18 protein-coding genes and 1 pseudogene are annotated in these 18,558 nt (G+C 60.8%); 6 read left to right on the top strand and 13 right to left on the bottom strand.

All coding sequences use genetic code 11. The features are described from left to right. From CRI93_RS10080 to gap, 12 genes and pseudogenes are all read right to left on the bottom strand, one after another. Positions 1-258 (bottom strand): annotated as a pseudogene (locus tag CRI93_RS10080) (hypothetical protein); the annotation flags it as partial. A gap of 214 nt (positions 259-472) precedes the next feature. Further along, positions 473-1,006, bottom strand: coding sequence for a DUF192 domain-containing protein (locus CRI93_RS10075; RefSeq protein WP_098062509.1), 534 nt, complete (start codon positions 1,004-1,006; stop codon positions 473-475). Beyond that, complete coding sequence (locus CRI93_RS10070; protein WP_098062508.1) at positions 1,006-1,485, bottom strand: GNAT family N-acetyltransferase; 480 nt, start codon at positions 1,483-1,485, stop codon at positions 1,006-1,008. Before CRI93_RS10070 ends, CRI93_RS10075 begins: the two co-directional genes overlap by 1 nt. A gap of 15 nt (positions 1,486-1,500) precedes the next feature. Continuing rightward, positions 1,501-2,619, bottom strand: coding sequence for a coproporphyrinogen-III oxidase family protein (locus tag CRI93_RS10065; RefSeq protein WP_098062507.1), 1,119 nt, complete (start codon positions 2,617-2,619; stop codon positions 1,501-1,503). Positions 2,620-2,636: 17 nt separating this feature from the next. After that, positions 2,637-3,695 carry an ion transporter gene (locus tag CRI93_RS10060; RefSeq protein WP_098062506.1) on the bottom strand — a complete coding sequence of 353 codons (1,059 nt, stop codon included), beginning with the start codon at positions 3,693-3,695 and terminating at the stop codon, positions 2,637-2,639. A gap of 179 nt (positions 3,696-3,874) precedes the next feature. Next, positions 3,875-4,768, bottom strand: coding sequence for a dimethylarginine dimethylaminohydrolase family protein (locus CRI93_RS10055; RefSeq protein WP_098062505.1), 894 nt, complete (start codon positions 4,766-4,768; stop codon positions 3,875-3,877). A 141-nt stretch (positions 4,769-4,909) separates the two neighbouring features. After that, positions 4,910-5,992, bottom strand: coding sequence for a hypothetical protein (locus tag CRI93_RS10050; protein WP_141491659.1), 1,083 nt, complete (start codon positions 5,990-5,992; stop codon positions 4,910-4,912). Between the two features lie 108 nt (positions 5,993-6,100). Further along, the gene (locus CRI93_RS10045) at positions 6,101-6,928 is read right to left on the bottom strand and encodes an ABC-2 transporter permease (RefSeq protein WP_098062503.1); all 828 of its coding nucleotides are present in this window, start codon (positions 6,926-6,928) and stop codon (positions 6,101-6,103) included. A gap of 71 nt (positions 6,929-6,999) precedes the next feature. Next, positions 7,000-7,947 (bottom strand): ABC transporter ATP-binding protein, encoded by a 948-nt coding sequence (locus tag CRI93_RS10040; RefSeq protein ID WP_098062502.1) that lies wholly within the window; start codon positions 7,945-7,947, stop codon positions 7,000-7,002. A 45-nt stretch (positions 7,948-7,992) separates the two neighbouring features. Beyond that, complete coding sequence (locus CRI93_RS10035; RefSeq protein WP_245850451.1) at positions 7,993-8,892, bottom strand: mechanosensitive ion channel family protein; 900 nt, start codon at positions 8,890-8,892, stop codon at positions 7,993-7,995. Positions 8,893-8,940: 48 nt separating this feature from the next. Continuing rightward, positions 8,941-10,146, bottom strand: a complete 1,206-nt coding sequence (locus tag CRI93_RS10030; RefSeq protein WP_098062500.1) for a phosphoglycerate kinase — start codon at positions 10,144-10,146, stop codon at positions 8,941-8,943. 87 nt (positions 10,147-10,233) lie between these two features. Further along, the gene (gene gap / locus CRI93_RS10025; RefSeq protein WP_098062499.1) at positions 10,234-11,241 is read right to left on the bottom strand and encodes a type I glyceraldehyde-3-phosphate dehydrogenase; all 1,008 of its coding nucleotides are present in this window, start codon (positions 11,239-11,241) and stop codon (positions 10,234-10,236) included. A gap of 755 nt (positions 11,242-11,996) precedes the next feature. Between gap and CRI93_RS10020 the strand changes: the two genes are divergently transcribed. The 5 genes from CRI93_RS10020 to CRI93_RS10000 all read left to right on the top strand — a co-directional run bounded on the left by CRI93_RS10020 (position 11,997) and on the right by CRI93_RS10000 (position 16,522). Beyond that, complete coding sequence (locus CRI93_RS10020; protein WP_245850449.1) at positions 11,997-12,710, top strand: YfgM family protein; 714 nt, start codon at positions 11,997-11,999, stop codon at positions 12,708-12,710. Between the two features lie 50 nt (positions 12,711-12,760). Then, positions 12,761-14,140, top strand: coding sequence for a sigma-54-dependent transcriptional regulator (locus CRI93_RS10015; protein WP_098062498.1), 1,380 nt, complete (start codon positions 12,761-12,763; stop codon positions 14,138-14,140). Positions 14,141-14,164: 24 nt separating this feature from the next. Continuing rightward, entirely contained in the window at positions 14,165-14,872 is a 708-nt protein-coding gene (locus CRI93_RS10010; protein WP_098062497.1) for an ABC transporter ATP-binding protein, read from the top strand. Between the two features lie 41 nt (positions 14,873-14,913). Further along, on the top strand, positions 14,914-15,921 hold the full coding sequence (gene nadA, locus CRI93_RS10005; RefSeq protein WP_098062496.1) for a quinolinate synthase NadA: 1,008 nt from the start codon (positions 14,914-14,916) through the stop codon (positions 15,919-15,921). A gap of 133 nt (positions 15,922-16,054) precedes the next feature. Next, positions 16,055-16,522, top strand: a complete 468-nt coding sequence (locus tag CRI93_RS10000) for a hypothetical protein (protein WP_098062495.1) — start codon at positions 16,055-16,057, stop codon at positions 16,520-16,522. Positions 16,523-16,563: 41 nt separating this feature from the next. Here CRI93_RS10000 and CRI93_RS09995 read toward each other — a convergent pair whose 3' ends face one another. Beyond that, positions 16,564-17,076: a hypothetical protein gene (locus CRI93_RS09995; RefSeq protein WP_141491658.1), complete on the bottom strand. Its 513-nt coding sequence runs from the start codon at positions 17,074-17,076 to the stop codon at positions 16,564-16,566. 191 nt (positions 17,077-17,267) lie between these two features. Here CRI93_RS09995 and CRI93_RS09990 point away from each other — a divergent pair, with 191 nt between their 5' ends. After that, the gene (locus CRI93_RS09990) at positions 17,268-18,527 is read left to right on the top strand and encodes an acyl-CoA dehydrogenase family protein (RefSeq protein ID WP_098062493.1); all 1,260 of its coding nucleotides are present in this window, start codon (positions 17,268-17,270) and stop codon (positions 18,525-18,527) included. Positions 18,528-18,558 lie beyond the last annotated feature (31 nt).

Genomic DNA, 18,558 nt, shown 5'->3' with positions numbered 1-18,558 from the left:
CAGTCCGCGAGCGCGGGAGGAGTCTGTATCTGCAATCTCCACCGCAATGGTGCGCAGCGTGTCGCTCTCTTGCAGGATGTGCAGCGTGCCGTCGGGCCGAAACGGAATGGGGTCTTCGATGTCCTGCCCCGTGGTGTCTTGTTCAGTTCCAGGCTCGCCAGTGTCGCTATCGGAGCCGCAGCCGGTGAGCACGGTTCCGGTCAGTAGTACAAAGCAGAGCACAGTTGCAGACGCGGAGAGACGCAGGAAAATCGACATAGGCAACGAAGCAAACAAAGAGGGTGATTACATTTGCACGATTGGGACGATCGAACGGAGGACCGTTCGCCCCAGGGACAAAAAATGGTAGCGGGTGGACACGAATTGGGTAGCGGTTCAACGCTACGTGATGGAGCAAATATACCAGTAGCCGGATAACTTGCACCGAACGCTATCGGTGCTGGGAGCGCCCCCAACGCAAACGTCTCTGGCATCACGCCTCTTCGTCAGACGAATCGAGGCGGCGCCATGTAATGCGAGCGGTATCGTCGAGGTTATGGCGCTCCACGAATCCGGCGCGCACCTCAATCACGTACTTGCGCGGCGCCTCGGGCGCAACGGACTCCTCTGAGAACGGCGTGGTGCGCTCTACGATGTTGATGACCTCCTCATCCGCATCTACAAAGATCATGTCGAGCGGGAGCGGCGTGTTGCGCATCCACATGCCGCCGGTGCCGGGTTCGTCGAACACGAAGAGCATGCCGCGGTCGTAGCGCATGGAGCGCCGGTACATGAGCCCCTGCGCGCGGGCCGCGTTGGTATCCGCAATCTCGATGTCGATGGTCGTCAGGCTGTCGCCTTCTGCCGACAGGAACGTGAGCGTGCCGTCGTGGCGAAAGCTGGGCGGATTCGAGGGCGACCCGCGGTCGGGCGCCGCATCGTCGCATCCCCCTGCGCCTATGCTTACGAGCAGCAGCACGGCCCCTACGAGCGACAGGCTGGAGATGCGTTGCAGAGCGTACGGCATTACAGATGGGTTTCCATGTAGATCACGTCGGACAGTGGGTTCTCATAGTACGCCGTAATCTCCGTAAAACCAAGTTTGCGGTAGAGGGCGCGGGCGGCGTGGAGCGAGGCCAGCGTGTCGAGCCGCATATGCGTGTAGCCGCGATGACGGGCCTCGGTGAGGATCGCCTCGGCCAGGATGCGCCCCCAGCCTTCACCACGGGCGTCGGGGATGACATAGAGGCGTTTCATCTCGCACATACCCTCGTCTGGGAGCGGCTTCAGCGCTACGCAGCCCACGGCCTGTTCGGGCGCATCGGTGTCGGATCGGTAGGCCAGGAGCATAGCGCCTTCGGGCGATGCGTAGGGACCGGGCAGTTCGTCCAGCTCGGCCTCAAAATCCTGAAAGCAGAGATCCACCTCCAGTTCGCGGGCGTAGTCGCGGAAGAGCTGTCGCACGGTGTCGAGTTCGAGGGGTGTGGTAGCAGTGCGAATGGGCATGGCGGCACACACGTTTTATTCAGGAAGCAGGCGTCGCACAATCTGGTTACACACCAGACGGCCAGCATCGGTCAGGCGCAGCCGGTCGTCGTCAAACGCACGGATCAGGTCGTTCTCGTGCAGGCGATCAAGCAGCGCCCCATGCTCCGCCTTCAGGTCTACGCTGTAGCGACGGCGATAGTACGTCATATCCAGCCCTTCGATAACGCGCAGGCGCAGCATAAGATACTCTTCAGCGAGCGTATTCCGATCTACAGCCTGACGTACTGACACGGGCGACTGGCCCTGCGCCAGCAAGTGGGCATACTCCTCTACGTCTTGCACGTTAGCCCAGCGGCGCGGGTTTTCGGACTCGGGATACCACCAAAAGCTATGCGCCGCTGGCCCGATGCCCAGAAAGCTGCCGTGTGCCCAGTAGTTTTCGTTATGCTTCGATCGATAGCCCGGCTGCGCAAAGTGCGAGATCTCATAGGGCTCAAAACCGTGTTCTTGCAGATACTGAAGCGCATAGCGATACTGCTTGGTACGAAGCAACTCCTGCGCCTCGTCGGTGACGTGAGCGGGCCACTCCAGTAGCGTAACGTGCGGCACCTCGCACTCGACCACCGTTTCAAGGGTTTGCTTCCAGCTGTTGAGCGTTGATTCGGGCCACCCGAAGGTCACATCGAGCGATATGTTCTCGATACCCGCCGCCCGCACATGCTTCAGGCACTCGTAGACATCATGAGTTGTGTGGGGCGCACCAATCACGTTCAGCTCGGCATCGTTGAACGAAAGCGCCGACACCACCAGCCGGTTGAACCCCATGGTGGTAAGCCCTTTCACGTAGCGCTGCGTGGCATCGCGAGGCGAAAGCTCAGCCGACACCTCGTCGATGTGGTCGGTTTCGAATTGGTTAACTGCACGGAGCAGCGGCACCATGGCTTCCAGCGGAGCCAGCGACGGACGTCCGCCCCCTGCGTACACCGACCGGAGCGGCAGTTCGCCTCCATGCGACTCGGCCTGCTGATAAATCTCGCGGGCCATAGCATCGGTGAAGGCCTCATAGTTCACATCGGTTCTTGCCGAGACAAAAGCATCGTCGTAGGCACGATCGCGGTTTCGGAACGGGATGTGGATGTATAATCCGGCCATAAAGTCAAGAAGGTGGTTTAAGGAGATGAAGCAGTTGAAGGGTGCATCGGCGGGTCAGCATCAGGAGTGGCGTTTGTAGAGGGACGTGTAGGCGTCCACTCGTAAACCTGAATCTGATTTTTCACGACATCGAGCGACTCCACGATCAGCGCGCGCACCAGTTCATTGATTTCCTGCTCATGCTCCGCAGAAAATGCCGCATCTGCCGAAAGCGCTGTAATGTCGGAAAGCACCTGGTCATGGGCCTGCTCGCCCAGGTCATCCATGATCTGGTTAAGCACGTTGTACACAATGTCGCTGATTGCGTGCTCTAAAAGGCGAGCAATGGTCGATCCCACCCCAGGAATCATACCAATGGTACTGATTTCCCGGTTGTTTTGCACGGCCTGCGTGATGACGCCATCCAAGTACGTTTGGAAGGCTGGGCGATACTGGTCATACGCATGGGCAGTAGCAGCTTGCAGGCGGTGCGTCATCGCATTGATAAGCTCGTTGCGCCGAGGCAAGATGGCCTGTTGTGTAATTTGCTCAACCACCGCATCGCTTGTAGCAACCTCCTCCTGGATCCCGCCAATAATACGCAACACCACGCGATCAGTCAGGTCTTGCAGGAACGCATCGCGATAATAGATGAACGTCTCATACGCTGCGGTCTGTTTTAGGTCGACCAAGCCCAGCCGCTGCATCTTGCGTATCACCACTACAATGCGCAGCACCCGTAGCGACCGGAAGGTGCTCACGGGCACGCAACCCAGCACATCGTACCAGTGCACCAGCGGGTAGAAGTACCACCGCCGGTAGGTGCCCCGGTAGATGGCAAGCCCCCACCGTATCACGATCTCGACGACGAACACGGCCACAAAGGCCAGGTCGTACAGCAGAAAGTTGGGGTCGACCTTCGTCGCGTAGAATTCGTCTACCGCGGGAATGGTTGCCTGTAGCAACGTGCGGAAGTGCTCGTACTCAAACGTCCAGTCGAACACGATGAGCGCCAGATTCGCCACAATTAGCACCAGCATCACCGCATCGACGACGACTTCGCGGCGCGTTTGCCTCTCGTTTGCAGTGTCGTTCATGAAGCGGAGGGAAGCGGGGGAAAAGAGTGCGGCACGCCCTCATAAATACAGCAGACGTCTTTGATTTGCAACGACCTACCGCAATGAGTATGAGCTCAACATCGCAAAGAGCAATCTCAGAAAGAGATGTGCGTCTGCATCCTGTAAGGCGTGACGTGTTTATGGAGCGCGCCCTGTAGCTACCACGCCATTACTTTCATGCAGAAGACCGATCCACCTGCTTTCAGGAACTCACTGGTGTCGAGCGGTACCGGTGTGAACCCCGCTTCGCGCAGGCTGGATTCGGTGATGGTGCAGCCTTCCTGGATCAGCACGTGCTGCTCATCGGGGCAGTGGGCGTTGCAGGCAAAGAGATTGCGCGCTTCGTGCTCCGGCACCTCAATGAGCGTCGAGAAGCCGTGCTCAAGCAGCGCCCGCCCGTCGTCGTCGAACGCTCTCGGATAGTAGAGTGCGGTGTCGGCATCCAACACGCTGAGGCAAGTATCAAGGTGGTAGAAGTCGGGGTCGTCGAGGTGCAGCGCGTACACGGGCACGCCGAGTAGATCGTGCAGCGCCTCGTATACGTCGACATCGGTGCGAAAGCCGTAGCCGCCCCACAGCGCAGCATGGCCGGGATGCCAGAGCGCATCGCCCATGCCTTCAAAGGAGCCGGGGACCTCGCTCGGAAGCGTGTGCACGGCGTAGCCCTGGTCGTCGAAGAAGGCGCGGTAGTGCGGCACCTCGTCGCGGCGCTCGGGGGCGTGCATGCGACTTAGGACTACGCCTGCGGTGTCGGTTTCAGGGTTGTAGTAGGGAAGCGTCTGGTTGGCGCAGAACACCATATCGGGCAGCCCCTCGGCGCCGTCTACGACGTGTACATCCATGTCGAGCGCCGTGTACGCTGCACGCAGCGCCTTCCACTGCTGCCAGGCTACATCAGACTGCACCGAGCCCACATGTCCTTCCATGTGCGGGTTGATGACGTACGTTATGTCGAAGTGCGCGGGCGTTGTTAGCACCACGCGGTCGGGGCGCGGACGAGTTGGAGCATCGGTGGGGCGTGGCAGGGAGCGGTGCGGCGTGGTGTAGACCATAAGCACGTGTGGAGTGCGCGTGGGACAGAACTCAACAAGGGCTTGCTCTTATGCCACGACGCCCCCATGTGTGCCCACCCCGTTACGGCGTGAGCATGAGTCACTCCGCTATGCTACAGTTCTACAGCAATCGCCTCGTCACTACCGCGCTGAGATCATGAGCTCGGCCAGTGCGCGCTGCGTGCTCCGCATATCGACATGCACAAAACGCCCGGTGTCGTTGATCTCCAGATCTTGCAAGAAGGTGCGCTGCTGCTCCGACAGATCGTCGTACGCCTGTGCGCCCGACGCCAGCCCCCGAAGCACACTGCGCACATCGCTGGCGTTCTCGCCCGCAGCGAGCGTAAGGCGGGCTTGCACGTCCTCGGACGTTAGCGAGACGCCTATGCCGATCTGCTGTGTGACGGTAGCCACGCGCGCCATGCGCTCCTGCCAGGTGCTTGCGTCGCCATCGAGCATTTCACCTATGTTGCCCATCTGCTCAGGCATGGTACGGATAACCGACCACGCAGCGTTGTTGGCCGAGGCATAGCCAATCAGCTCTCGGTCGTCGGCGCTGGCTTCGAATCCGCCGGTTCCTGATTGCATGCGGTCGAGCAGCGCGCCAATATCGGCAGGGCTTCCGATCGCAATACGACGGTCGTCGAGCAGCGCCATGCGGCGATCGTCGGCCCGCGCTTCGTTGGCGTTTCGCTCTGCATCGGCAAAGGCAAACACGGGCATGTCACTCTCGGTGTCAACAGGCGTTACCAGGTCGGTGGCATCGGCCAGGGAGGCTGCCAGACGATCGCGCTCAAACTGCGCGTTGAGCACCAGCAGTGGGGCCTCCATCTCGACGGTTTCGCCCATGGGCGAGGCTGCCACGTACACGGACTGCAGGTCGGTGTCGGGGTTAAAGCCCGAGGCCTCGATAAACGTGTTCAGGTCGGCGCGTTGCTCGCGCGAGAGCGGGTCGAACACGATATCGCTATCGAGCAAGGTAAGCTGGATACCGCGCTCGCCGAAGAACGAGATGCCCGCATCCTCCTTCAGGCGTTGCAAGTCGATCATCGACACGCTCTGCACGTCGGCGGGGAAGACGGAAAGCGCGCTCAGGGTATCGTCGGAGGGTTCGGGCGGATTGGGTCCACACCCGGCGAGCGTACCAAGGGCAAGGAGCAGCGCTGCCAGCACGGGCAGCCCAGATGAGAAACGGGGGCAGAGCGTCATAGGTGGGCGGGGCATGGGTCGGAGAACGAAGCGGTTGCATCACCCACCAGACGAACGGGCCTGCGCTGTTGTTACAGAGCAACTTGCTATATTGAGGGGGCCGGTTGGACACTCGGCGCATGCTCAAAAGTCGCGGCGGGTAAATTGCCAGGTGGCCAGGGCGTAGGCCACAAGCCCAAAGAGAATCGAGGAGGTCAGTGGATACCAGGATGTGACCGGCTCGGCCCGCGACAGGTTCGCGACCATGGTGGTGACCTCTGCAAAGTTGGGCAGGATGTGGTAGAGCACGCTAAACGCGGTGGATCCGACCAGCCCCAGCTCCTCAACAATCGCTTCGTGTCCGGCCAGTACGAGCGATGCAAAGATGAGCCCGTAGCTTACAATGAGGGCCAGCGCGGTGCTCTCCGTCCACACCCCCATGAGCGCCACGGTGCTGTACATCACCCCAAACATAACGACCACGAGCCCAATCGAGATGAGGAAGGAGCCGTTCCACACACCGGTTTTGATGGACATAATCGTCCACACCCCACCGAGCAGGTAGATCGTAAGCACAGCGACGGCGGCCCACACGCCTGCAACATGGCTCAGGAACAGCGTGGGGCGCGACATCGGTTTGGAGAGCAGCAGGTCGATGTGACCCCGTTCGAGCATCGAAACTATGAGCGGAGCAGTGGCGAACAGGGCCAGCAGGATGCCGAGCCAGTACGCGGCCCCGGCCACAGCGGCTTCGACCCCGAACACAAGGCGCTCCAGCGAGAGGCCCTCCACGGTGTCCGGCGTCTGCCCAAAGAGGCGCAGGCCCGCCAGCGAGCCATCGACCACGTCCAGGTTCAACGCAAATGCAACCATGACCAGCAGGAGCGAACTGATCAGGAAAAGGCCCAGCACCACTTTTTTGGCCCAGAGCTCGCGAAATGTGAGGTAAATGAGGCCGAGCGTGGGTTGCATGATGGAATGCAGCAGATGAGATACATGCGAACGAAGAAGGCCGTACCGTGCGGATCCGTTGCGTACGGCAATCAAGCGGCAGGAGGCGAGACCACGTCAATGAAGTAGTCTTCGAGGGAGCGGCGCACCGGATCAATCGCCTCAATCTCGACATCGTGAGCACGTAGCGTGTCGATGAGTGCGTTCAGGTCGGCACGAGTGTCTGAGGCCACGCGCCAGTTCTGCAGCCCGTCGGGGGCTGTTTCATTGTTGAGCGGAGTGAGCCGCTGGTGCACTGACTCGGACAGATCATCGGGGAGGGGGGTGCACACCAGGCGGTACTCGCGCTCCACCGCAGTAAGCTCCGAGATGGCGCCTTGCTTCACGAGTTCCCCCTCGTTCATAATGGCAACCTCGCCGCACACCTTCTCGACTTCTGAGAGCAGGTGCGAGTTGATGAAGATGGTGGTCCCTTCGTCGCGCAGCCACACCAGCAGGTCGCGAATGGCGCGGCGGCCCACCGGATCGACGCCGTCCGTGGGCTCATCCAGAAAGAGCAGATCGGGGCTATTCATGAGCGCCTGTGCCAGCCCCACGCGCTGAAGCATGCCTTTCGAGAAGGTCCCAATCTTGCGCTCGGCCTGGGCCGATAGGCCCACTCTGTCGAGTAGGTCGGGGATGCGTGTGGCCCGGTGTTCGGCGGGCACGCGGCCCATCTGCCCGTACACGTCGAGCATCTGCCGGGCGGTAAGGAGCTCGGGAAACGTATGTTTTTCGGGCAGATACCCCACACGCTGCCGAGCCTGATGATCGGTCACCGGCGTGCCAAACAGTTGCGCCGTGCCTGCACTGGCCTTCACGATGCCCAGCAGCACCTTTACGAGCGTTGTTTTGCCCGCGCCATTAGGACCCAGCAGGCCAAATACGCGTCCCGGCTCCAGCGCCAGATCCACGCCCTGCAGGGCCTTGACGGTCGTTGGGCGAAACAGCCCGCTACGGTAGGTTTTTTCCAATCCGTCAACGGAGATAGCGTGTGGCATGGACGCAAGCAGGCGATGTAAAAGGACTACGGGATGCGGGTGCGATTAGTCGGCCCCGTCGGCTTCGGCAACAGACGCGTCGCTGGAAGACGCATCATCGGCAATGGTGGGCGGGGGCAGGTCGTCTTCGGTACGGGTGTAGATCGTGCGACGCGGGAACGGAATCTCGATGCCGAGGCGGTCGAACTCGCGCTTCAGACGCAGGCGCAACTGCCGCTCAGCTTCGAACTGCTCGCCGGGTTTGACGCGCATAATGATGCGGGCGGTGACGGTCGAATCCGCAAAATCATTGATGGCCTGGACGGACGCCTCTTCATCAACCAGAATCTCTGGATCTTGCTCGGCGACCCAGGCATCGGCCACGCGCTGCATAACCGGCAAGATGCTGTCGATATCTTGCTCGTACGACAGCCCGACCGGCACCACAATCCGGCTGAAGGTGACGCTTCGGTTGCCGAAGGTGCGCAACTCGCCTGCGGGGATCATCAGCAGCTCGCCATCGAACTTACGCACCTTAATGAGGCGAATGTTGACCTCTTCAACGGTCCCCACGTCGCTTCCGATGCGGACCGAGTCGCCCACATGCAGCGTGTCGTCGAATAACAGAAAGATGCCCGATATGACATCGCGCACCAGCGTTTGTGCGCCGAATCCGACAGCGAGCCCCGCAATACCGGCGGTGGCCAGGAGCGCTCCGATGTCCATGTTCAGCTCACTGAGCACCATAATAACGGCCAGTGGCCACACGATGTAGCGAGCGGTCGAGCTAATGAGGCTGCTGAGCGTGTAGGTGCGCTGGCGTTTGGGATTGAGCGGCGGCAGATCTTCCACCTGTCGTTTCCACCGATCAATGAGGCGATCTACCGCCTTAATAGCCAGGAACGCCAGCACAAGAATAACGAGGATGCGTCCGGCTGATGCAGCCAGCGGAAGCCAAAAATCCATGTTCATAGGCACGTTGACCTTGTTCAAGCAAGCGAGGGCGTGCAGCGTTTACACGTCGGCGTCGGTAAGCGCGTCTATGCCAGGGAGCGAAGCACCTTCCAGCAGCTGCAGCATGGCCCCGCCCCCTGTGGAGACGTGGCTGATGCGATCGGCTTTGCCGGATACGTTGAGCGCAGACACCGAGTCGCCGCCGCCCACAACCGAGAAGGCCCCGTTGTCGGTGGCCTCGGCTACCGCTTCCGCAATGGCCAGCGTGCCCTGCGCGAAGGCTTCCGTTTCAAAGACGCCCATGGGACCGTTCCAGATGATGGTTTCGGCTTCGGCGATGTAGTCGGCGTATGCTTTGACTGTAGCCGGTCCAATATCGAGTCCCAACTGCCCCTCAGGGATGTCGCCCTCGGCTACGCCTGCCGGGGTGTTGTCTTCAATCGACGCGGCATAGACATGATCTTGGGGCAGATGCAGCACCGAACTGGCTTCGTCGGCAAGGGTCTTGGCCTGCTGCAGGCGGTCTTCCTCCACGAGCGAGCCCCCTACATCGTGGCCCATGGCCTTCATGAAGGTGTAGGTCATAGCCCCTCCAACAAGAATGTGCGACGCGTTTTCGGCAAGGCGCCGCACCGTGCCCATCTTGTCGGATACTTTGGCCCCGCCCAGAATGGCCACCATGGGCGATTCGGGATTGTCGCGCACCTGCGTCAGGATTTTGACCTCTTTCTCCATGAGGCGCCCCATCACGGCGGGCTGCACACGGGCGGCCACACCAGCGGTGGAGGCATGCGCGCGGTGTGCGGCTCCGAACGCATCATTGACGTAGATATCGGCAAGGGCAGCCAGGCCGTCGGCAAAGTCGTCGCTGTTGGCTTTTTCGCCCGGGTCAAAGCGCGTATTTTCGAGCAGGATGACGCATCCGTTGCCCATGCCATCGATCGCTTCTTGCACCGCATCGCCGGTGGTATTGCTGGAGAAGCGCACCCGCTCTTCGATGAGGGTGTCGAGATGGTCGGCCACCGCCGCCAGGCTCAAGTCGGGATCGGGCGAACCGCCGGGACGGCCCAGATGGCTGATGAGGATGGCCTTTCCGCCCTTGTCGAGTACATGCCGGATGGTGGGAAGCGCGGCCCGAATCCGGGTGTCATCGGCCACGGTAGGGCGATTTGTGTCATCGTTATGAGTAAGCGGAACGTTAAAATCGACGCGAATGAGCACGCGCTTGCCCTGCACGTTCACGGCGTCGAGGGTGAGCTTTTTCATGACGGAGGGGGAAACGTGTTACGAGCGGAAAACAAAATCGCCGGGACGTGGGTGAACGCCCCGGCGCGTGTACGGCCAGTCGCTACTTTAAGAAAGCTTGGCCATCTTGGCAGCCAGGTCGACAACGCGGCTGGCGTAGCCCCATTCGTTGTCGTACCAGCCCGTCACCTTAATGAGCTCCCCTGCCACCATTGTGGAGGGCGCGTCGTAGATGCACGAGTGCGGATTGTGGATGATATCGGCAGATACGAGCGGGGCCTCGCTGTACTCAAGCACTCCGTTCATTGCCCCCGAAGCGGCCTCCTGAAAGGCTTCGTTCACCGCATCAATCGACGGGGCGTCGTCGACATGCACCGTCAGGTCCGTAATGGAGCCGTCGGGGATGGGTACGCGCATGGCCATGCCGTCGAGCTTGCCGTCAAGCTCGGGCAGCACCAACCCAACTGCTTTGGCAGCGCCTGTTGACGTGGGGATGATAGAGGCAGCAGCGGTGCGCGCACGGCGCAGGTCGCCATGCGGACCGTCCACGATGTTCTGTGACGAGGTATATGCGTGCACCGTCGTCATGAGGCCGTGCTTCAGGCCAAAGGCGTTGTCGAGCACCTTCACGAGCGGAGCCAGGCAGTTGGTGGTGCAGCTGGCGTTGGATACGATCGTTTCATCGCCGGTGAGGATTTCGTCGTTTACGCCAAGCACGATCGTGGCATCCACTTCGCTTTTCGCGGGGGCGCTGATGACCACCTTCTTGGCGCCAGCCTCGATATGCTTGCTCGCCGTCTCGCGCGTGCGAAACAGGCCGGTTGATTCGACGACGATGTCGCATCCGACCTCGTCCCACGGCAGGTTCGCCGGGTCTTTTTCGTTGAAGACCGGCACTGTGATCTCGCCCACCGTGATCGAATCTTCGGTGTGCGACACGTCAGCGTCAAGGGTGCCATGCACCGAGTCGTATTGCAACAGATGGGCCAGCGTAGCAGCCGGCGTCAGGTCGTTGATGCCTACGATTTCAAAATCCGTATCGCCCCGCTCCACAATGGAGCGCAGCACCAGACGGCCAATGCGGCCGAATCCGTTGATACCGAGTGTAGTAGCCATGAGTGAGATGGTCTTGAGTGATAAATCATTGAAGATGCAACGAGGTGCGGCACAGGAACACATCTCGCGTTGAGGGCGCATCTGCGCGGCTTCGTGCAGCCGGACTGTAGGGGGCTATGTGGGGGAAGGCATACGTGGAGCGACTCTTGCCCCTCGTTACGCAAACGTATGCCGTTCTCTCTGCCCCCATGCAGGCACCGATGCGCTATGTATACCACAACATGCACCCGTACGGATACGCAATGTTCAGCATCATGTGCTAAGCTTTCTTATTCGGACGCAAGACTGACGTGCAAGCACCAGGCATAGTCTGTAAGCGGCTTTAAGAACCTGTTTTGATTTCTTAATTTGGGCACCCCGAGAGTACTTCTTCCCTACGGTCAGGGCGCTGCGAGCGGCTCCACTGGACTGGGGCCGAAGGTCATGCCCCTGGTGCAAATTGCCCCCGATTTCGGCCCGTAGCTCCGGCTACGAACCTTAATCCTGGTCCAATTTTCGCCTCAGCGGCGCTCGCTCTCGCCTGCAAACCAAAACCCAAACACAGGCTCTAAGGTGCAAATTATTTAGGAAGGGCGCAACCGTGCCATGCGTCAAGAGCGTTTGGCGGCATGTACGCGAATATCAAGTAGAAACATTCCGTGCTGCTACGGCTTGCCTACGGGGTGCCCCAAGCACCATAATGTTGTAGCATGCAGATGCAACGCTGCGTGCGTGTCTCGTCCTGTTATTTTTCCTGTTGAACCGTTTCCCGCTGTATGTCTGCGCTCAAAGCCCCCGAGTCCTCGTCGCGCCGCAAGGAGTTGCGCTCGAACGCCATTGTCGATCTGTACGCCCGGAGTATCCTCTTTTTTGAGGAGAACAAGAAAACGTTGTACGCTGCTGGTGCTGGGCTCGTGGTGCTCATCGCGGCGGTCGGTTTCTACCTGTGGAATGCACAACAGACAGAGGCCGAGGCCCAGGAACACCTTGGACAGATTGAGCGCGTGTATGCCGCGGGCAACTACGAGCAGGCGCTGCAGGGCACCGAAAGCCAGATGGGCCTGCTTGAGATTGCCGATACCTACAGCGGCACCAACGCAGGCAACTTGGCCACCTTCTACGTTGCGAATGCCTACCTGCGCAACGACATGCCCGACGAAGCCCTGACGTACTTGCAGCGCTTCGACAAAGACCAGGATCTGGTTGGCGCCAGTGCTCTGGCCGCCGAAGCTTCCATTCTTGAAGACCGGGGCGAGTTTTCCGAGGCTGCCGACTTGTACGAGCAGGCCGCCTCGTACGTCGAAAGTGCCTCCCTCTCACCGCGCTACCTGATTAACGCCGGGCGCGCCTACGAATCCGCGGGTAATCTCGATGCGGCGCAGCGCGTGTATACCGAGATCCAGGAGACATACGCCGATGCCCCTGAGTCTGAAGAGGTGCAGCGCCACCTGGCTCGCGTAAACGCCAAACGGGCCCAGTCCACCTCGTAACCTGCTTCTCTGCCTGGTCGCTCTCTGGCGTTTTCTCTTGACCTGTGCTCATGGCTACCATTCTCGTAGTTGACGACGAGGCCAGCATCCGACGTACCCTGCGCGAAATTCTGGAATATGAGGATTACGCCGTCGACGCGGCCTCCGATGGCGAGGAAGCGCTCGATATGGTGCACGATAGCACGTACGACCTGGTGCTGCTCGACGTCAAAATGCCCAAGCGCGATGGGATGGAGGTGCTCGAATCGCTGAGCGCCGACCGTCCCGACCTACCCGTGGTGATGATTAGCGGGCATGGCACTGTCGAAACCGCTGTGGAAGCTACCAAGCTCGGCGCGTACGACTTTATCGAGAAACCGCCGGACCTGAACCGGCTGTTGCTTACGGTGCGCAACGCGCTCGATCGCGGCGAGCTGGAGACGGAAAACCGCCGCATGCGCCAGACCATCACCGAAACGAACACGGGCGATCTTACGCCCATCGTGGGCGAGAGCGCAGCCATCACCGATATCAAGGAGACCATTGAGCGGGTGGCCCCCACTGAGGCCCGCGTGCTCATCACCGGCGAAAACGGCACCGGCAAAGAACTCGTAGCGCGCTGGGTGCACCGCAAATCCAACCGCCGCGACGAGCCGATGGTCGAGGTCAACTGCGCGGCCATTCCCAGCGAACTCATCGAAAGCGAGCTCTTCGGGCACGAGAAAGGCGCCTTCACCGGAGCCACACAGCAGCGCATCGGCAAGTTTGAGCAAGCCCATGGCGGCACGCTCTTCCTGGACGAGATCGGCGACATGAGCCTCTCGGCGCAGGCCAAGGTGCTACGCGTGCTGCAGGAGCACAAGATTCAGCGAGTGGGCGGAAGCCGTACCGTTGAGGTGGATGTGCGGGTCATTGCCGCCACGAACAAGAATTTACAGCAGGAGATCGAGGACGGCGACTTCCGCGAAGATCTGTATCATCGCATCGGTGTCATCCTCATTGATGTACCTCCTCTGCGCGAGCGGCGAGGCGACATCCCGCTCATCACCGAGCACATGGCCGATCGGCTGGCGCGACGCAATGGCATCCCCCCAAAGACATTATCGGACGATGCCCTGAAGGCACTGCAACGCTACGAGTGGCGCGGCAACGTGCGCGAGCTGCACAACGTGCTGGAACGCATCCTTATTTTGACAGATGGCGACACCGTGGGTGCCGACGATGTGCAGCGCTGCATGGGCCCGCAAACCTCAAGCAGCGGCCCAACCTACGACCTCATCCACACCTACGATGCGTTTAGCGATGCGCGCGATCAGTTCGAGAAGCTGTTCATCGAACACAAACTCGACGAGCACGACTGGAACGTGAGCCAAACCGCCGAGACCATCGGCATCCAACGATCGCATCTCTACAACAAGCTCAACAAGTACGGCATCGAACGCGACGAGTAGCCGCTTTCCCTTTCACGTTTGCTTATGCCCAACGCTCCCCTGGTCGACGTTTCCGGTCTTACCAAAACCTTTGGGGCCGATACGCCGCAGGCACTTACCGTGCTCGACGACTTGAGCATGCAGGTGGCGCCCGGCGAGATTGTTGCGGTAATGGGCGAGAGCGGATCTGGTAAGAGCACGCTGTTGCATATCCTGGGCGGCCTTGACCGGCCTACCCGTGGCACCGTGCGCATTGGCGAGCGCGATGTGTTTGCCATGGACGATGAGACGCTCTCCACCTTTCGCAACCAGACCATCGGGTTTGTCTTTCAGTTTCATCATCTACTGCCCGAGTTCAGCGCCCTCGAAAACGTGACCATGCCCGCCCGCATCCAGGGCCAGTCCCAACACAAGGCGAACGACCGTGCCCAAGCGCTACTCGACCTGCTCGAACTCGCCGACCGGGCCGGACAGTCGCCGTCTACGCTGTCGGGCGGCGAGAAGCAGCGCGTAGCTATCGCCCGCGCGCTCATGAACGAGCCCGAACTGGTGCTGCTGGACGAGCCCACCGGCAACCTGGACGCGCGAACCGCTGCCCCCATCCACGACGAAATCGAAACGCTGCGGCGCGAAACTGGACAGACGTTCGTGCTTGTAACACATACACCTGCCCTGGCTGCTGTGGCCGACCGCGTGCTTCGCCTCGAACATGGACAACTGCACCCGATCTCGCTCGACGAGCACGCGGCTTAACGCGCACCAGTCGTTGCCCCTTCCACCACCTGCTTCGTCTCATGCCTGCTTCTACTGCTGCCACACCCGCCTCTGTTGACCCCACGCTTGGCTTTGTGGATGCATCGGTTGACGCCTCTCTCGATCTACACGCCGAAATCAACCGCTTAAAATCAGAGAAGAACGCACTGCTGCTGGCGCACTATTACCAGGAAGCTGCGATTCAGGAGATGGCCGACTTTGTGGGCGACTCGCTGGGCCTGGCGCGTGAGGCGGCCAACACCGACGCCGAGATCATTGTCTTCGCCGGCGTTCACTTTATGGCTGAAACCGCGAAGATTCTGAATCCCGAAAAAAAGGTACTGCTGCCCGACCTGAATGCGGGCTGCTCACTCGCCGATACGTGTCCGCCCGATGCGTTTGAGGCGTTCTGCAACGAGCACCCCGACCACACGGTCATCACGTATGTGAACAGTTCGGCGGCAGTGAAAGCGCTTAGCGACATCATCTGCACATCGTCGAGCGCGGCGCATATCATTGAGCAGCTGCCTGAAGACGAGAAGATTCTGTTTGCCCCGGACCGCAATCTGGGCGCGTACCTGATGCGCGAAACCGGGCGCGACATGGTGCTCTGGGATGGCGTCTGCATTGTGCACGAAACCTTCAGCGAGCGCAAACTCCTGCGCCGGGCGGCTGAGCACCCCGAGGCCGAGATCTTGGCGCACCCCGAATGCCGCGATGCCGTCTTGCAGCACGCCGACTTCGTAGGCTCCACCAGTCAGATCCGCCGCTACGCCCGCGACAACGGCCCGGCTACATTCATCGTAGCCACTGAAGAGGGTATTCTGCATCAGATGCGCAAGGATAATCCGGGCAACACGCTGATTCCCGCTCCGCCCGAAAGCGGATGCAACTGCAGCCAGTGCCCCCACATGCGGCTCAACACCATCGAGAAGCTGTACCTGTGCCTGGAGCACGAGGCGCCTGAAGTCACGATGGACGCCTCCGTACGCGAACAGGCGCTGGTGCCCATCGAACGCATGATGACGATGAGTCAGGGGGTTAAGTAAACCACTGGGTACCGTCTGCCAACCGCACGCGAACGACCGCGCCGTACGAGCGTTAGCGCTTAACAATCGATCGCGTCCTGCCGCTTGTGCAGGCGGGACGCTTCAACTCCGTTCACCTGTTTCCCCAACGTCTATGAACGTTCAACTGCTGGAGACTGTACGACGCACCATTGTATATCGCCCTGAACGCTTCTGTCTGGCGCAGTGGGCGTTTGCTCATAACGAGCAGGCCGTGCTGACCGGCGGCGCTACGCCGCGTGGCTTCAGGTGCTGCATTGCCGGGCATGTGCTGCTCGAATCGGGTACGTACACCGAGCGCGAGCTGCTGCTGCACGGCGGCTTTCATACTGGCGGCGGCCTGTGGAATGAAGCCGGCGACGTGCTTGGGCTCTCGACTCCACAGTACCGCACGCTGTTCTTCCCAAGCCAATGGCAAAAGCCGTACAAGCAGGAATACTACCTGTGCAGCGCCGATGAGGAGGCCGAGGTGGCCGCCGCGTACATTGATCACTACATCACCAAGCATGCCGATCCGGAGCGCGCCCCCGCACGCTCCGAAAAGCGCTCCAAGCGGGCCGAGTCTATCATGGCAACGGTGTAGAGCTTCCTCTCCAGACGCAGCAACGGGTCGAGGACCTCAACTTAAAAGATCACACCGAAGCGGAATGAGAAGAGTCCGGCCGCGGCGGTCTCCCCAATGGCCAGGGCCGGGTCGAACTCTGCGAACAGCGAGGTCTCCTGCAAAAGCCATACGCGCCCCACGCCCAGGTGAATGGTAGGAGCCGCCTTGCTGTCTTCCGTATTGATGGGAAGGTACGCCCCCGCACCGCCCATGAAATACGTGCCCTGCGTGGGCGTGTCGGTGCGCGTTACAATGAGCGACACCTGTGGGTCAACCGCATACGACGCCTCATCGCGTCCGCCCAAGACGTATCCGGTAAACCCGGACCCGATAGCCACCGACACATCGCTGTTGATGGGCGAGGAGACGCGCATCCGAAGGCCCGGCCCAAACCCGTCGTCGGTACTAATCAGTGAGTTGAACCCAATCCCCACACGCGGGCGCTCCTGTGCATGAAGATCTGAGGGGGCGCAGAGCAGGCCTACGAAAGCAAGGAGCAAAGCTGTCTGGGTCCAGCGACGGAGTCCAATCATAGCGGGCAAACTTCGTGAAGTGGTAAGGGTTTACTAATTAGCGCCGTTATGCTGTCAGCGAGCATCGGCTGCCGCGTATATGCTCCGCGCCGGGCGGTAGTTCATCCGCGTGGTGCGCGGGCCCGACTTGCGTCCCCGACTGACTGGCGGCCGGTGTGTGTTCTACATCCATTCATGAACTGCTCTACTGTATGCCTTCTTCTGCCTCCACAGCCAACGCCCCCGCTCCCCCCGAGGCGTCCGCCGCCCCCGACATTTCGGAGAGCAGTACCTACCGTGCTGCCGACTTCGACCCGGTCGATTTCCTGGACGTGAACGGCCTCTTCTCTGAGGAGGCGCGCGAGCAGCGCGACGCGGTGCGTGCGTTCATCACCAACGAAGTTGAGCCCATCATTGAATCGCACGCGCACGACCGTACCTTCCCCCAGCACCTGATTCCGGAATTCGCCCGGCTCGGCCTGATCGGCCCCCACTTGCCCACCGAATATGGCGGCGGCGGACACAGCAACGTCGTGTATGGCCTGATGATGCAGGAGGTGGAGCGCTGCGATTCGGGACTGCGCTCGTTCTGTTCGGTGATGGGCTCGCTCGTCATGTATCCCATCTGGCGGTACGGCAGCGAGGCGCAGAAGCAGCAGTGGTTGCCCGCGCTGGCCCAGGCCGAAAAGATCGGCTGCTTTGGGCTGACCGAACCCAACCACGGCTCCAATCCCGGCGGCATGGAAACCCGCGCTGTAAAAGACGGCGACCACTACGTGCTGAACGGCCACAAACGCTGGTCCACAAACGCCTCCATTGGCGATGTCGCTGTAATCTGGGCCAAAGACGAAGACGATGTGGTGCGCGGCTTCTTGGTGGAGCTCGACCGCCCCGGCGTCGAAACGCCGCCGATTGACGACACCTGGTCACTGCGCGCGGCGGTAACCTCCGAGGTCATCTTGAACGACGTTAAGATCCCGGCCAGTAACCGCCTGCCTGAAGCCAAAGGGCTCGGCGCGCCGCTGTCGTGCCTCACTCAGGCGCGTTTTGGCATTGCGTGGGGCGTGGTGGGAGCCGCCCAGGCCTGCTTCGACGCCGCCCGTCAGCACGCCACCAACCGCACCCAGTTCGGCAAGCCCATCGGGCAGTTTCAGCTGGTGCAGGAGCGGCTCGTAGAGATGGCGCAATCCATCACCAGCGCACAGCTTATGAACTGGCGCCTGGCCACGCTCAAAGACGAAGGCACCATGCGTCCCCAGCAGGTATCGATGGCCAAGCGCAACAACTGCGAGATGGCACTTGAGGTCGCCCGCTCGGCCCGCCAAGTGCTCGGCGGCGATGGCGTAACGAGCCGCTACCCCGTCATGCGCCACATGGCCAACCTCGAATCGGTCATCACCTACGAAGGCACGCACGAAGTGCACACGCTCGTCGTCGGCCAGGACCTTACGGGACTGAACGCGTTTGCGTAGACAGCACGCTTCCACCTGCACATTCGACTGG

Origin of the sequence: Longimonas halophila, from assembly GCF_002554705.1 — a bacterium.
Taxonomy (GTDB): Bacteria; Bacteroidota; Rhodothermia; order Rhodothermales; family Salinibacteraceae; genus Longimonas; species Longimonas halophila.
Note: the sequence above shows the minus strand (reverse complement) of the source record. Positions and strands in the feature narration are given on the sequence as shown.